The sequence below is a fragment of the Amycolatopsis sp. NPDC049688 genome (assembly GCF_040674975.1).
Lineage (GTDB): Bacteria > Actinomycetota > Actinomycetes > Mycobacteriales > Pseudonocardiaceae > Amycolatopsis.
This window is the reverse complement of sequence record NZ_JBFANY010000010.1, coordinates 116,676-130,777: the sequence shown is the minus strand read 5'-3', so window position 1 is coordinate 130,777 and position 14,102 is coordinate 116,676. Positions and strand designations below refer to the sequence as shown.

The following is a 14,102-nucleotide window of genomic DNA, read 5'->3' as shown; positions in this document are numbered from 1 at the left end:
CCGTTCTCAAAATTGAGAACGCAAACGGAGGGGAACCATGCCCGTCACCGAACCGCCGCGCGGCCGGACCTACGACGTCGCCGGGCGCAAGCTGCTGCTGGACCGCGCGGGCACCGGCGGTCCGCCCGTCGTGCTGCTGCCGGGAGCCGGGCTCGTCGGACTGGACTACCTGAACGTCCACACCGCGGCCGCGGAGTTCACGACGAGCGTGCTCTACGACCGCGCCGGCACGGGCTGGAGCGACCCGGTCGCGTTGCCGCGCACGGCGGCCGAAGTGGCGACGGAACTGCGGGATCTCCTGCGTGCCGCCGGCGTCGAAGGGCCCTACGTGCTCGCCGCGCACTCCCTCGGCGCGGCCTACGCCCGGCGGTTCACCCAGCTGTTCCCGGCCGACGTCGCCGGCTTGCTCCTGCTGGATCCGGGACACGAAGACCTCTTCGCCCACCTGCCGGCGGAAGCGGCCGAGCTGAACGAACGGATGAAGCAGGGCGCGGCCGAAATGCCGGACCTGACCGGGGACCAGCTCCGGACCGCGCGGGCGCAGTACGCGGAGCTGTTCGCGAAGTGGCCCTCCGACGTGCGGGAACCGCTGGTCGAGCACCACCTGGCCACCTGGCGGACGGCGCTCGGCGAGACGAAGAACGAGGACGACGTCCACGCCGAACTGCGGGCCGGCGGCGGGCTCCCGGACGTGCCGCTGATCGTGCTCACCGCGATGGGCCGCAACCCGTACTGGTCCCAGTTCGGCTCCGAGGAGCTCATCGCGGCGGCGCAGCGCGGGATCCGCGACCTGCACGCGTCGATCGCGGCCGCCGTGCCGCGGGGTGAGCACCGCGTGCTCGACGACGCCGCGCACCAGTTCCTGCACATCCAGCGCGAAGACGCGGTCGTGCAGGCGATCCGCGACCTCAGCTGACCGGCCGGCCGCCTTCGAACCGGGTCGAGGCCGTGCGCAGCGCGTCCAGGCACGCCCGCACCGCGCCGGTCTCCTCCTCGCCCGCCCGGCAGATCGCGTGGATCGTCCGGGTCAGCGCAGGGCGCGTGGTCAGGATGCGGACTCCGTCGGGGATGCGGTCGCGGGCCAGGCGCGGCACCAGCGCCGCGCCGACGTTGCCCGCCACCAGGGCCAGCTGGGTCGGGTAGCCGCCGACCGCGCAGCTGATCCGGGGCTCCAGGCCCTGCTTGCGCAGCACCTGCACCAGCCACTCGTGGCAGCCGGACCCGGCGGTCCAGCCGATCCACGGCAGGTCGTCCACTTCGGACAGATCGACGGTCCGGCGGCGGGCCAGCCGGTGCCCGGCGGGCAGGGCGAGGTCGGCGACGTCGGCGAACAGCGCGGTGGCCGTGGCCGACGGCGGGATCGCGGTGGGGCGGTCGGCCCAGCTCTCCACGACGGCGACGTCGAGGTCGCCGGACACGACCCGGGGGATCGTCTGCTCCGCCTCGCCCTCGTGCAGGGTCACCGCCAGCCGCGGGTGCTGCGCGGCCAGGGTGGCCAGCGCGGGCGGCAGCAGCGCGTGCACCGTCGTCGGGATCGCGCCGACCCGCAGCGGCCCGATGACGTCCTCGCGCAGCAGCTCCAGGTCCGCCTTCGCCTCGGCGACCTGCGCGAGGATCCGCTCGGCGTGCCCGGCCAGCACCTGGCCCGCCTTCGTCAGCCGGACGCCGCGGCCGCGCGGCTCCAGCAGCGGCTGACCTGCTTCGCGTTCCAGTTTCGCCAGCTGCTGCGACACGCCGGACGGTGTCACGTGGAGGGACGCGGCCGCCGCGGCGACCGAGCCCTGGGTGGCGACGGCGTGCAGCGCCCGCATCCGCTCGAGTCCGAACACGGTAGCGATCCTACCGAAATCCGCGCAGAAACATTCGCTTGTCCTTGACAGTTGCCGCGCGCACGCTGGAGCCGTGACCACGACCGCCTCCCGGCCCGCCCGGACGTTCACCGGCCGCCTCGACCCGCGGCTGCTCGCCGCGCTCGGCAGTTTCTGCATCGCGCTGTCGTCGGTCTTCATCAAGTTCTCGCACGCCAGCGGCAGCACGAGCGCGTTCTGGCGCTGCCTGCTCGCCCTGCCGGTGCTGCTCCTGCTGGCCCGGCGGGAACGGCGGCAGGCCGGCCCGGCGCCGCGCCGCCGGGTGCTGCTCCCGCTGCTGGCCGGGACCGGCCTCGGGCTGGACTTCGTGCTGTGGGGCGAGGCGATCCCGCGGGTCGGCGCCGGCATCGCGACGGTGCTGCTCGCCGTGCAGGTGGTGATCGTGCCGCTGCTGGCGTTCGCGTTCCTGGGCGAGCGGCCGGCCAGGCGGTTCCTCGCCGCGGCGCCCGTGCTCATCGGCGGCATCGTGCTGGCCGGCGGGTTCGCCGGCACCGGCTCGTTCGGCCCGGATCCGGTGACCGGAGCCGTCGCCGCACTGCTCGCGGGCGCCGGGTACGCCCTCTACCTGTTCCTGATCCGGCTCACCGGCGGCACCGGCACGCAGGCGCACTCGCTGGTGCTGGCGACGGTGTCCGCGGGCGCGGTCGCCGTGGTGCTCGGCCTCCCGACCGGCACGCTCGACCTGACGCCCGGCTGGCCGGCGTTCGGCTGGCTGGTCGCGCTCGCCGGGATCGGCCAGCTGGCGGGCTGGCTGCTCATCTCCGCCGCGCTGCCGCGGATGTCGGCCACCACCGGGGCGACGCTGATGCTGCTGCAGCCGGTCGGCGCGGTGCTGCTGGGCATCGTCCTGCTCGGCGAGACGCCCGGGTGGGCGCAGCTGATCGGCTGCGCCGGGGTGGTCGCGGCGGTCTGCTTCGCCGGCGGCGGAAGATCTGCGCGCGAAGGCCGTCCCGGCTAACGTCGCGGGCATGCGGGTGCTGGTGGCCGGGGCGTCGGGGTTCGTCGGCGGCCGGTTGTGCCCGGCGCTGGAAGCCGCCGGCCACGAGGTCCTCGCGATGACCCGCCACCCCGCGAAGTACCGCGGCGCCGGGAAGGCCGTCCGCGGCGACGTCGCCGACGTCGGTTCCCTGCGTGACGCGCTCAAGGGCGCCGAAGCCGCGTACTACCTCGTGCATTCACTCGACAGTGCGGACTTCAAGCGCCGGGACGCCGACGCCGCGCGGGGGTTCGCCCGGGCCGCGGCCGGCGCGGGCCTGCGCCGGATCGTCTACCTCGGCGGCCTCGGGGACGACGACGATGCCCTGTCGGAACACCTGGCCAGCCGCCGCGAGGTGGAGGGGCTGCTGGGGGAGACCGGCGTGCCGGTGACGGTGCTGCGCGCCGGGATCGTGATCGGGCACGGCGGCACGTCGTGGGAGCTGACGCGCCAGCTGGTGGAGCACCTGCCGGCGATGGTCACCCCGCGCTGGGTCGGCACCCGGACGCAGCCGATCGCGGTCGCCGACGTCGTCCGCTACCTGGTCGGCGTGCTCGACCACCCGGAGGCCGCCGGTCGGACGTTCGACATCGGCGGGCCGGAGGTGCTGGCGTACCGGGACATGCTGCAGCGGGTCGCGGCGATCGAGGGCCGTCCGCTGCTGATCCTGCCGGTGCCGCTGCTGTCCCCGCGCCTGTCGTCGTACTGGCTGTCGCTCGTCACGGACATCGACGCCACGACCGGCCGCGCGCTGATCGACTCGATGACCAACGAGGTCGTCGTCCGCGACGACGCGATCCGCCGGATCGTCGAGTTCGAGCCGATGGGCTACGACGAAGCCGTCCTGCAGGCCCTGGGCGAGCGGGCCAAGAGCCGGCGGACAGGGTGAAGCCGGTCCTCGCCGCGGTGACGGCCGCCGGGTCCGGGCTTCTCGGTGCCTCGCTGGCCAGCCGCCCCGGATCCCGCCGGTTCCACCTCCTGACGGCCTCGGTGGCGGCGACCTGGCTCACCGGAGCGCGGGCGGGCGGCGGGGTGCCCCGTGGCCGCCGGGACGTCGTCCAGCCGGTGGCGGTGGGCGCGGGCGCGTTCGCGGCGTTCTACGGGTGCGCGCTGGTGGCCCGCCGCATCCCGGTGCTGCGCCGGGCGATCACCGGCGTCCTCGACCACGCCCACCGTGGCCCGACGGCTTCGGTGGCGGTGACGGCCCTGGTCACGGGCGTGGCGGAGGAGGTGTTCTTCCGCGGGACGCTGTACGACGCCCTCGGCCCGGGCAAAGCCACGGCGGCGTACGTGCTGTCGACGACGGCGACCCGGAACCCGGCGCTGGTCCTGGCGTCGGCGGTGATGGGGACGCTGTTCGCCTGGCAGCGCGGGCGGTCGGGTGGGGTGCAGGCGCCGGTGCTGACGCACGTGGTGTGGTCGGCGTTGATGCTGGCCTTCATGCCGCGGTTGTTCCCACCGGACTGACACCGGATCGACATCAGTCCCGGCGGACCCGCCGGGCTCGGTATCCGTAGCCGGCCGCGGCTCCGGAGACCACGCCGGCCGCGGCGGAGGACAACCCGGAAGCGGCCAGCCCCACGACGAGCACGCCGATGAGCAAGGCCGCGATGCCTCCGGCGACGCACAGCAGCCTGCGCATGTCCTTCGATCGTGCCCGGGAGCTCATCACCCACTTCAGGAAGGCGAACAGGTCGGCGGAACCGGTAGGGGTGCTCGGTCTGCTTTTCGACGGCTTCATGCCTCCAGAAGACTCTTCCCGGCGCGTGTTCCATAGCCGGCGGAACGAAGCCGAACGACTGCGGACTGACTCGAACGCGAGGGAACGTGCCGGAACGAACCACGTAACGTGACGGCCGGCCGGCGCGACCGGTTGGTGTGGTCGTATCCCAGACATCCACCCTGTTCGGCGATCTGGACCCGGAGCGGGTGAGCAGCGTCGCCGACTTCGCCGTCCTGCTGCGGCAGGTCCGGTCGCGCTCGGGGAAGACGTACGACGAGCTCGCCAGGTCGTCGTCGAACCGGCCGAAGTCGCTGGCCAAGTCGACCATGACCGACCTGTTCAACGGGGCCCGGCTGCCGCGGGAGCACCAGCTGGTCACCATCCTGCTCGCCTGCGGGGTGCCCCGGGAGGCACTCGGGCCGTGGCAGCGGGCCAGGGCGCGGCTGGAAACGAGTACCGTCCCGCAGGAGCTGGGGCTGGATCTGGTCGTCGTCAAGAACGATCTCGACGACTTCTCGCGCGACCTGAGCGACCGCCTCGCCGAGGCGCGCCAAGAAGTGTCGGACCTGCGACGCCGGGAGCAGGACCTCGCGGCGCGGCTGGCTCGCGAGGAGACCAAGTGCCGGCAGCTGGAAGCCGACCTGGAGCGGCTGCGCTCCGGCCGGGCCGCCTCGGGCGCAGTGGTCTCCCCCAGTGACGTCCGGCGCGAACAGGAACTGCACCTGTTGCACGACCGCGAGCGCGAACACATCGAGAACATGAAGAGCGAACTGGCGGAGATCAACCAGGCGAGACGACAGGCCGAAGAGCACGTCGAGCTCGTCGCCGCCGAGTCCAAGGACAGCGAGCACCAGCTGGGCCGTGTCGTCGACTTCATGGAACTGCACTTCACCCGGGCCGAATTCGAGCACCGCAAACGGGAGGAGCTCGAGCAGCAGCTGGAGGAGGCCCGGCGGCGGATCGCCCAGCTGCAGCGCGTCCTGGCCATGTACCAGGAACCCCTCTGACCGCGGGCCAGCCATTGTCCGGAAAGCGCGGCAACCGGACAGAATCCTTCGAAACCCGGCCGGCTCTTCCTATCCTGGAACGAACCCCGTGCGTGGAGAGGGATGTCGATGCGGACATTGCTCGTACTGCTGCTCGTGCTCGGCATCCCGGCCCCCGCGGCCGCCGCGGCCGTCTGCGTCACCTATTGCGACACCCGGGATCCGTCGCAAGCCGCGCGGGAAAGCTTTCCGCTGCCCGACAAAGTGATCAACGGCCGCGTCCTCAGGCTCCACGCCGACGACCCCGACGGGATGGCCTGGGCCAGCATCGACCAGGGCGTCCCCGGCGACGCCGTCTGGCTGGACCGCTCCTGGGACGGCGGCGCCACCTGGGACGGGCTGCTCGGCAAGGCGAGCATCCCCGGCACCTGGACCGGCACCCGCACGCTCATGTACAACCTCACCGATCCCGCCCACCACCGCCGCGGGCTGGTGCGGGCCTGCGGGGACGCGCAGGCCGTCGGCTGCACCGCCTGGATCTACCCCGACGTCTGCGACACCGCCTGCGACCGCAGCGCCCCGGCGGCCGGGGACAGCCAGCCGGTTCCGCCCACCACGCTCTTCGGCCGCACCATCCGGCTGCACTTCGACGGCCGCGGCCTGGCCTGGGCCGGCATCGAGGGTGGCGGGGCCGGGGACGAGGTCTGGCTCGACCGGTCATGGGACGCCGGCGCGAGCTGGCCCGACGGCTCGTCGCTGGGCCGGACCACCGGCACCCGCACGACAGCGTTCGCCACCCGCGACCCCCGTGGACGGCTCTACGGCGGCGCAGTGCGGGCGTGCGGGCGCGAAGCCACCCACGCCCAGGGCAGCTGCACCGCCTGGGCGCGCCCGGCGCCGACCCGCGCCGCCGGGGCGCTCGACGCCCTGATGTGGTCCTACGAGCCCTACACCGCCTGGTGGCCGTCGAGCTGGTGGAACTCCGCCGTCGCCGTCACCGCGGTCGCCGACGCCGGCGGATTCGACGCCGCCCTGGCCCGCACCTTCGACGTCAACCGCGTTGCTTTCCCCGCGGGGGCACGGAGTTCCGACCCGATCGACGGGCACTTCGTCAGCCGCGCCATCGACGACAGCGCCTGGTGGGGCCTGGCCTGGATCGCCGTCTACGACCGCACCGGCGACCCGCGCTACCTCACCGAGGCGACGACGATCGCGGACTACGTCCACGGCTTCTGGGACACCGGCACCTGCGGCGGCGGGGTCTGGTGGGACCGCGAGCGGACGTACAAGAACGCCGTCACCGCCGGGCTGTACCTGCGGCTGACCGCGTCCCTGCACCGGCGGATCGCCGGCGACACGGTCTGGGGCGCGCGAGCCCGCACGGCAGGCGACTGGTACCTCAACAGCGGCTTGGTCAACGCCGCCGGTCTGGTGAACGACGGCCTGACGGCGTCGTGCGCGAACAACGGCCAGACCGTCTGGACCTACAACCAGGGGCTCGGGATCGGCGGGCTGCTGGAACTCTGGCGCGCCACCGGCGTGCAGTCCTATTTGGACGGATCGAGGCGCCTCGCGGACGCGGCGATGGCCCGGCTCACCTCGAACGGCGTGCTCGTCGAGTCCTGCGACACCGGCACGGGTTCCTGCGACGACAACCAGAAGCAGTTCAAGGGCATCTTCATGCGGTACTTCGGCGACCTCGCCGCCGCGACGGGCTCGGCGGCCTACCGCGCGTTCGCGCAGAAGCAGGCCGACGCGCTGTGGGCGGGCGACCGGGACGGGCTCAACCGGATCGGCCAGCGCTGGACCGGCACCACGCCGAACGTGGCGGACTGGCGCACGCAGGCGTCCGGGCTCGAGGCGATCCTCGCGGCCGGCTAGCAGGGATCGGCTTCGCGGCAGGCTTCCGGTCCCGTCCTGCGGGTCGCCTGCTGCAGGAGTTCGTAGAGCGTCTCGCGCTGGTCGTCGCTGAGGGCGCTGAACACCTCGTCCTCGACCGCGGCGAGTGCGAACTCGGCCCGCGCGAGCAGCTTCGCGCCCACGTCGGTCAGTTCGACGACGTGGCGCCGCCGGTCGGCCGTCGAGCGGCGGCGTTCGACGAGGTTCTCCGCTTCCAGGTCGTTCAGCAGGCCGACGACGTTCGTGCCGTCCATCTCGAGGATCTTCGCCAGGTCCTGCTGCGAGCTTTCGCCGCGGTCGCGCAGCACCGTCAGGGCGATGAGGTGCCGCGGCCGGATGCCGAGCGGCGCCAGCACCGACTCGCTGCGCAGCCGCAGCCGGCGGGCGACGTGGTCGATCAGCGCGCCGCACCGGTGGGGCGGCTGGTTGACGACCGGCAGCGAGGGCATGTGCCCAGTATATGGGCCGAGCAATGGTCGGTGTGCTATTAATGGTTTGTCCTACACCAACGATCTATGGACGGCTAAGAACATGGCGCATCTCCTCCACATCGACTCGAGCATCCAGGGCGAGCGCTCGGTGAGCCGCCGCCTGACCGCGCGGGCCGCCGCCGCGTGGCGGGCCGCCCACCCCGAGGGCACCGTCACCTACCGCGACCTGGGCGCGGACCCGCTCCCGCACGTCGACACGGCCGGCGGTCAGGCCGGCATGGTCCCGCCCGACCAGCACACGCCGGAGCAGGCGGCGGCCTGGGCGCGGACCGTCGCGGTCGTCGAAGAGGTGAAGGCGGCCGACACCGTGCTGCTGGGCCTGCCGCTGTACAACTTCGGCGCGCCGAGCAGCGTCAAGACGTGGGTCGACCACCTCATCGCCCCGGGCCTGTCGATCGACCCCGAGACCTCCGCCGGCCTGCTCGGCGGCCGCGAGTTCGTCGTGCTGGCCAGCCGCGGGGGCGGCTACGGCGAAGGCACGCCCCGCGAAGGCTGGGACCACGCCCAGCAGTGGCTGCCCCACGGCGTCGCGCTGACCGGCCTGGAGCCGCGGTTCATCACCGCGGAACTCACCCTGGCCCCGGTCCGCCCGGCGCTGGCCGAGCTCATCCCGCTCGCCGAGGAGAGCCTCGCGGCGGCCGAACGCGCCATCGACGAGCTGTGGGTGCCCGCCCGCGTCTGACCGGTCAGGAGCCGGCGGGCGGCCCGAGGGTCAGCAGCTGCTCCAGGAACCCGCCGATGCCCCGCTCGCGGTCCACGAGGTGCACCTCGAGGATCCAGTGCGACGTCTGCCCGTTGCGGTCCGGCCGCCGCATCGGGTAGTCGCTCCCCGGCGCGATGTAGGACTCGAGGCGGTCGCCGTCGATCGTCTCGTGCGGGAACTGGCCGACCAGGTGGCCCGCGATGGTGCCGCCGAACTCCCAGCCCGCCTCCCGCGCCAGCTCCACCATGTGCGCGTACAGCTCGGCACCCGTGATGTCCGGCCGCGCGGCGAAGTACGCGCGGCCGGCGTCGAACACCACCGGCAGGGTGTCGCGCAGCCGGTGCTTGACCGGGTCGTCGCCGAGCACGTACGTCCGGCCGAAGTCCGCCTCGAACTCCTCGAAGATCGGGCCGAAGTCGGCGAACACGATGTCGTCCTCGGCGAGGACCCGGTCCGGCGGGTTCTCGCGGTACGGCTGCAGCGTGTTGACCCCCGCCCGGACGATCCGCTTGTGCCAGTACCGGCGGATGCCGAGCAGCTCACCGGCCAGGTCGCGGATCGCGTCGCTCGCCTCGGACTCCCGGACGCCGGGGGCCAGGATGCCGCGCTCGACGACCGCCGCGAACAGCTCGACGGCCTTCTCCTGCGCGTCCAGCAGCCGTGCGGCGCGTACCGTCTCGTCTTCGACCAGCTCGCCCATGGCCCCGACGGTAGCAACGCCCGGCGCGGGCGGTACCGTGCCGCGGCGGGCGGACTGGCAGACTGCGGCACGGGCCGCACCTGGGCGAGGAAGGTCAGGTTTGAGCGCGCACACCTCCCAGATGGACGACATCCGGCTCGTCGCGCAGCCCAGCGCGCTGCCGGTCACCGAGCTGTTCGTCCGCCTGATTCTCACCGACTGGTCCCTGCTGCCGATGCTGGAGCAGGTGACCGCCACCGCGAAACGCCTGGTCGGCGCCGTGGTCGACGCCAGTGACCCCAAGGCGCCGGCCTTCGTCACGCTGCGGCTGCGGCTGCGCGCCGAAGTGCTCTCGATCGAGGTCGACGACGACGTCCCCGGCCGGCCCGACACGCCGGCCCGTCCCGGCGAGCGGCTGGGCGTGTCACCCGCCGACGGCGGCGGCCGCACCACCTGGTGCGAACTGCCGCTGCCGGGCGGGATGACCGCGCGCCAGGTGCGCCTGCCGCGGCGCCAGGATCGCCGGACGCTCGTCGACGAGCCCGTTTCCGGCGACCCGGTGGCCGCCGACCCCGAGGTCCTGGAGCGCCTCCTGACCCGGCTGAGCGGCTGGTCCGGCCAGGGCTGAACCGCCTGCCCCGCGCGTCCGTGCCTCCAGGCAGGGGATGAACCGGAGGCGAGGAGGCGGCCGCCGTGCGGATCGTGATCGCGGAAGACGACGCCCTGCTGCGGGAGGGGCTGGTGCTGCTCCTGCGCAGCGAGGGCTTCGAGGTCGCCGCCGCCGTCGACCACCCCGACGACCTCGTGGCGTCGGTCGAAACCGAGGCGCCGGACCTGGCCGTCGTCGACGTCCGGATGCCGCCGACGTTCACCGACGAAGGGCTCCGCGCCGCCCTCGAAGCCCGCCGCCGCGCACCGGGGCTGGCGATCCTCGCGCTTTCGGCGTTCGTCGAAGACGGCTACGCGGGCGACCTGCTGGCCGCCGCCGGTGGCGGGGCCGGCTACCTGCTCAAGGAGCGGGTCGGCAAGCCCGGCGAGTTCCTCGACGCCCTCCGGCGCGTCGCCGCCGGCGGCACGGTCCTGGACCGGGACGTCGTGGCGGTCCAGCTGGCCCGGCCCCGGCCGGGCGACCCGGTGGCGACGTTGACCGCGCGGGAGCGCGAGGTCGTGGCGTTGCTGGCCGAAGGCCACTCGGTGCCCACGATCGGGCGGCTGCTCGGCATCGGCACCGCCGCGGCCCGGCAGCACGCCGGGGACGTCAGCACGAAGCTGCGCGTCCCCGACGGCGCGATGCTCAGCTACCTGCGGGCGTGAGGACCTCGGCCTGCCGCTCCCGGTACCGGGCCACGTTGGCCAGCTTGACGTCCTCGTAGCCGCGGACGAGGTCGGGCAGCTCGGCCAAGGCCCGCGCCCGGCCGGCGTCCCCGGCCTCCAAGGCCTGCAGGACCACCTGGCGATAGTCCTCGATCAGCTCGCGCTCGACCCGGCGCACCTCGGCACGGCCGAACGGGTCGAACCGGGTGCCGCGCAGCCGCCGCAGCGTGTGCAGCAGCCGGAACGCCGGGCGGAACCACGGGCCGAGGGCGATCTTGCGCTTCATGCCGAGCGCCCGCAGCACCGGCGGGTGCAGCCGGTAGGCGTACCGGGTGCCCACCCCGAACTGCTCCTCGAGACCGTCGGTGAACGCGGGGTCCAGCGACAGCCGGGCGACCTCGTACTCGTCCTTGTACGCCATCAGCTTGTACAGGTGCTTCGCGACGGCCTCGGTGATCTCGGTCGGCCCGTTCTCCAGCACCCGCACCCGCTCGACGAACTCCGCGTACGCGCGGGCGTAGGCCTTGTCCTGGTAGGCGACCAGGTCGGGCACCCGGATGTCGAGGAGCCGCGCCAGCTCGGAGCCGGGCTCGGCGTGCACCAGCTTCCGCGCCGCCGCAGGCTTCGCGACGGTCACGGGCACCGGGGCGGCCGCCGGGGGCTCGGCGACGAGCCGGCGGCCGTGGCGGAACGCCTGCAGGTTCGCCGCCACCCGGGTGCCGTTCAGTTCGATGGCTCGTTCGATCACCGGCGCGGGCAGCGGGATCGCGCCGGCCTGGAACGCCGCGCCGAGCTGCAGCACGTTCGCGAACTGGTCGTCGTCGAACAGCTCCTCGGCCAGGCCGCGGGCGTCCAGCGACACCGTCCGCGCCACCGCTGCCTCCAGCGGCGCGAGGACACTGCCCGGGTCCGGGAAGGACACCGTCGTGTCGACGACCATCCGGCCGGTCGGCACCTCGGTCGTGGAGACGACGGCGGTCGTGCGGGCCGGGTCGGCGACACGAAGGTTCGCCGCGTCCGCGCCGACGAGCGCGTCGCAGGCCAGGTAGAGGTCGCATTCGCCGGCGGCGAGCTTCGGCGCCTGTTCGACCGGCTCCGCCGTCACCTTGAGGTCGGAGACGACCGCGCCGCCCTTCTGGGCGAGCCCGGTCTGGTCGAGGGTGCGGACGTGCCGCCCGTCGAGCACCGCCGCCGTGGCGAGGATCTGCGTCACGGTGACGACGCCGGTCCCGCCGATCCCGGTGATCCGCACGGTGAAGTCCTTCTCCGCCGCTGTCTCCGGCGCTTCGACCGCGTCGGTGGTCAGCTCGGCGAGCTTCCGGCGGCGCTTGCGGCCGGTCGGCACCACGGTGACGAACGACGGGCAGTCGCCGGCCAGGCAGGAATAGTCGACGTTGCACGACGACTGGTGGATCGCGGTCTTGCGGCCGAACTCGGTCGCCACCGGCTGCACGGACAGGCAGTTCGACTTGGTGCCGCAGTCGCCGCAGCCTTCGCAGACGCGCTCGTTGACGACCACCCGCGTGGCGGGCGCGGTTTGCTTGCCGCGACGGCGTTTCCGGCGCTTCTCGGCCGCGCACTCCTGCTCGTGGATCAGTACGGTGACGCCCTTGATCGCGGCCAGTTCCTCCTGCGTGCGCAGGATTTCCGCGCGGTCGCGAACCTCGACACCGGGCGGCAGCTTCCGGTGCTTCGCCGGGGCGTCGCTGGTGATCACGACCCGCTTCGCGCCTTCGACGAGCAGCAGCTGGGCGACCTTTTCGACCGGCAGCCCGCCGACGGCGTCCTGGCCGCCGGTCATCGCCACGGCGGAGTTGTAGAGCAGCTTGTAGGTGATGTTGACCCCGGCGGCGACCGCCGCGCGCACGGCGAGGCTGCCGGAGTGGGTGAACGTGCCGTCGCCGATGTTCTGGACGAAGTGGTCGGCCTCGACGAACGGCGCCATGCCGATCCACTGGGTGCCTTCGCCGCCCATCTGCGTCACGCCGAGCACGGTGCCGACCTGGTCGGGCTCCATGAACAGCGCCATGGTGTGGCAGCCGATGCCGCCGCCGACGAGCGTCCCTTCCGGCACCTTCGTGGAGGAGTTGTGCGGACAGCCCGAGCAGAAGTACGGCGTCCGCGCGAGCAGCGGGACGGCGATGCGCTCGCGACGGCGCCGTCCCCGGTAGGCGTCGACCGACGGGATGCCTTCGGGCAGGACCCTGGCCAGCCCGGCGGCGATGCCGTCCGGGTCCAGCTCGCCGAGCTCGGTGAACAGCGTCCTGCCTTGGTGGTCCTTCTTGCCGATGATCCGCGGCGCGTTGCTCACGCCGTAGAGGATCTCCTTCAGCGCGGTTTCGACGAACGCGCGTTTCTCCTCGACGACGATGATGTCGTCGAGGCCGTCGGCGAACTCGCGGACGATCGCGGGTTCGAGGGGGTGGATCGCGCCGAGCTTGAGCACGCGGACGTTGTCCAGGCCCAGCGTGCGCATGGCCTGCCGGAGGTCCAGGTAGGACTTGCCGGCGGCGACGATGCCGATCCGGTCGGCCGGGCCGCGGGCGGTGATCCGGTTGATGCCGCTCGCGCGCAGGTACTCGAGGACGAGCGGGAGCCGGACGGTGAAGAGGCTGCGTTCCAGCTCGGCGAGGCTCGCGCCGAGCAGCCGTGATGTCGGCTGGTGGCGGTAGGCCCCGGCCGGTTCGGGTGGAGTCCACTGTGGACTGACGGTCGCGGTGCCGGAGGCGTCGGCGACGTTGGCGACGATCTTCAGCGACGTCCACAGCCCGCTGGCCCGCGACAGCTCGACGGCGTGCATCCCGAGGTCGAGTACGTCCTGGGCGTCGGCGGGGAAGAGCACCGGGATGGCGAGGTCGGCGAGCGCGAGCTCGGACGCGCAGGGGACGGTGGAGGACTTGGCGTTGGGATCGTCGCCGACGAGGGCGACGGCGCCGCCGCGCGGATCGGTGCCGGCCAGGTTGGCGTGCCGGAGGGCGTCGGAGGCGCGGTCGAGGCCGGGCGCCTTGCCGTACCAGAACCCGGTGACCCCCCGTTGCCCGCCGGCGGTCGCCACGAGCTGGCTGCCCATGACCGAAGTCGCGGCGAGCTCCTCGTTCAGCCCGGGCCGGTGCACGACGTCGTGCTTCTCGAGCAGGGTCGCACGGCGGCCGAGTTCGAGGTCGTAGCCGGCCAGCGGCGAGCCCTCGTAGCCGGAGACGAAGACGGCGGGATCGCCCCCGCGGGCCCGGTCGTGGCGGACGCGGTCGAACAGCAGCCGGACGAGGGCCTGCACCCCGGTCAGGTGCACGGTCCCGGCCTCCCGCAGGTAGCGGTCCTCCAGCGTGAACGTCTCCACGGCGCGGCTCCCTTCGCGTCGGTGTGCTTCGGGGGAGGGTGCGATGTGGGCCACACCGACGCAATAGGATCCGCCGTTTTGCTCCCTTCGGCGCAAACTTCGGTGCGTTGCGGCGAAATTTGCTGC

At 73.2% G+C, this 14,102-nt stretch carries 14 protein-coding genes; 9 read left to right on the top strand and 5 right to left on the bottom strand.

Annotated features, from left to right (window positions below; translation table 11 throughout):
* Positions 1-37: 37 nt before the first annotated feature.
* Positions 38-916 carry an alpha/beta hydrolase gene (locus tag AB0J55_RS28930; protein WP_364255151.1) on the top strand — a complete coding sequence of 293 codons (879 nt, stop codon included), beginning with the start codon at positions 38-40 and terminating at the stop codon, positions 914-916.
* On the opposite strand, the gene AB0J55_RS28925 is transcribed toward AB0J55_RS28930, so the two are convergent.
* Positions 909-1,829, bottom strand: a complete 921-nt coding sequence (locus tag AB0J55_RS28925; RefSeq protein ID WP_364255148.1) for a LysR family transcriptional regulator — start codon at positions 1,827-1,829, stop codon at positions 909-911. The two genes, AB0J55_RS28930 and AB0J55_RS28925, sit on opposite strands and share 8 nt — an antisense overlap.
* Before the next feature lie 73 nt (positions 1,830-1,902).
* On the opposite strand from AB0J55_RS28925, the gene AB0J55_RS28920 reads away from it, so the two are divergent.
* From AB0J55_RS28920 to AB0J55_RS28910, 3 genes are read left to right on the top strand one after another with little or no spacing between them, the layout of a single operon-like run.
* Positions 1,903-2,826 carry a DMT family transporter gene (locus tag AB0J55_RS28920; protein ID WP_364255145.1) on the top strand — a complete coding sequence of 308 codons (924 nt, stop codon included), beginning with the start codon at positions 1,903-1,905 and terminating at the stop codon, positions 2,824-2,826.
* 10 nt (positions 2,827-2,836) lie between these two features.
* Positions 2,837-3,733, top strand: a complete 897-nt coding sequence (locus tag AB0J55_RS28915; protein ID WP_364255142.1) for an NAD(P)H-binding protein — start codon at positions 2,837-2,839, stop codon at positions 3,731-3,733.
* Positions 3,730-4,311 carry a CPBP family intramembrane glutamic endopeptidase gene (locus tag AB0J55_RS28910; protein ID WP_364255139.1) on the top strand — a complete coding sequence of 194 codons (582 nt, stop codon included), beginning with the start codon at positions 3,730-3,732 and terminating at the stop codon, positions 4,309-4,311. The genes AB0J55_RS28915 and AB0J55_RS28910 overlap by 4 nt, the downstream gene beginning before the upstream one ends.
* A gap of 13 nt (positions 4,312-4,324) precedes the next feature.
* Here the strand turns inward: AB0J55_RS28910 and AB0J55_RS28905 are convergent, their stop codons facing one another.
* Positions 4,325-4,486, bottom strand: a complete 162-nt coding sequence (locus tag AB0J55_RS28905; RefSeq protein WP_364255136.1) for a hypothetical protein — start codon at positions 4,484-4,486, stop codon at positions 4,325-4,327.
* Between the two features lie 287 nt (positions 4,487-4,773).
* Between AB0J55_RS28905 and AB0J55_RS28900 the strand changes: the two genes are divergently transcribed.
* Entirely contained in the window at positions 4,774-5,574 is an 801-nt protein-coding gene (locus tag AB0J55_RS28900; protein WP_364255133.1) for a helix-turn-helix domain-containing protein, read from the top strand.
* Positions 5,575-5,682: 108 nt separating this feature from the next.
* Positions 5,683-7,434, top strand: coding sequence for a glycoside hydrolase family 76 protein (locus AB0J55_RS28895; RefSeq protein ID WP_364255130.1), 1,752 nt, complete (start codon positions 5,683-5,685; stop codon positions 7,432-7,434).
* Here the strand turns inward: AB0J55_RS28895 and AB0J55_RS28890 are convergent.
* On the bottom strand, positions 7,431-7,901 hold the full coding sequence (locus AB0J55_RS28890; RefSeq protein ID WP_364255127.1) for a MarR family winged helix-turn-helix transcriptional regulator: 471 nt from the start codon (positions 7,899-7,901) through the stop codon (positions 7,431-7,433). The genes AB0J55_RS28895 and AB0J55_RS28890 overlap by 4 nt on opposite strands.
* An 82-nt stretch (positions 7,902-7,983) precedes the next feature.
* Here AB0J55_RS28890 and AB0J55_RS28885 point away from each other — a divergent pair, with 82 nt between their 5' ends.
* A complete protein-coding gene (locus tag AB0J55_RS28885) occupies positions 7,984-8,625 on the top strand; it encodes an NAD(P)H-dependent oxidoreductase (RefSeq protein WP_364255124.1) in 642 nt (213 codons plus the stop codon).
* Positions 8,626-8,629: 4 nt separating this feature from the next.
* Here AB0J55_RS28885 and AB0J55_RS28880 read toward each other — a convergent pair whose 3' ends face one another.
* Positions 8,630-9,346 (bottom strand): M24 family metallopeptidase, encoded by a 717-nt coding sequence (locus AB0J55_RS28880; RefSeq protein ID WP_364255121.1) that lies wholly within the window; start codon positions 9,344-9,346, stop codon positions 8,630-8,632.
* A 100-nt stretch (positions 9,347-9,446) separates the two neighbouring features.
* On the opposite strand from AB0J55_RS28880, the gene AB0J55_RS28875 reads away from it, so the two are divergent.
* Both AB0J55_RS28875 and AB0J55_RS28870 read left to right on the top strand, forming a co-directional pair.
* Positions 9,447-9,953: an ATP-binding protein gene (locus tag AB0J55_RS28875; protein ID WP_364255118.1), complete on the top strand. Its 507-nt coding sequence runs from the start codon at positions 9,447-9,449 to the stop codon at positions 9,951-9,953.
* Between the two features lie 65 nt (positions 9,954-10,018).
* Positions 10,019-10,639 (top strand): response regulator, encoded by a 621-nt coding sequence (locus AB0J55_RS28870; protein ID WP_364255115.1) that lies wholly within the window; start codon positions 10,019-10,021, stop codon positions 10,637-10,639.
* Here the strand turns inward: AB0J55_RS28870 and AB0J55_RS28865 are convergent.
* Positions 10,620-13,976, bottom strand: coding sequence for an indolepyruvate ferredoxin oxidoreductase family protein (locus AB0J55_RS28865; protein ID WP_364255112.1), 3,357 nt, complete (start codon positions 13,974-13,976; stop codon positions 10,620-10,622). The two genes, AB0J55_RS28870 and AB0J55_RS28865, sit on opposite strands and share 20 nt — an antisense overlap.
* Positions 13,977-14,102: the final 126 nt, after the last annotated feature.

Coding starts and splice junctions, on each gene's coding strand:
- AB0J55_RS28930 (WP_364255151.1), top strand. CDS start 38: ATGCCCGTCACCGAACCGCCGCGCGGCCGGACCTACGACGTCGCCGGG.
- AB0J55_RS28915 (WP_364255142.1), top strand. CDS start 2,837: ATGCGGGTGCTGGTGGCCGGGGCGTCGGGGTTCGTCGGCGGCCGGTTG.
- AB0J55_RS28905 (WP_364255136.1), bottom strand. CDS start 4,486: ATGCGCAGGCTGCTGTGCGTCGCCGGAGGCATCGCGGCCTTGCTCATC.
- AB0J55_RS28895 (WP_364255130.1), top strand. CDS start 5,683: ATGCGGACATTGCTCGTACTGCTGCTCGTGCTCGGCATCCCGGCCCCC.
- AB0J55_RS28890 (WP_364255127.1), bottom strand. CDS start 7,901: ATGCCCTCGCTGCCGGTCGTCAACCAGCCGCCCCACCGGTGCGGCGCG.
- AB0J55_RS28885 (WP_364255124.1), top strand. CDS start 7,984: ATGGCGCATCTCCTCCACATCGACTCGAGCATCCAGGGCGAGCGCTCG.
- AB0J55_RS28880 (WP_364255121.1), bottom strand. CDS start 9,346: ATGGGCGAGCTGGTCGAAGACGAGACGGTACGCGCCGCACGGCTGCTG.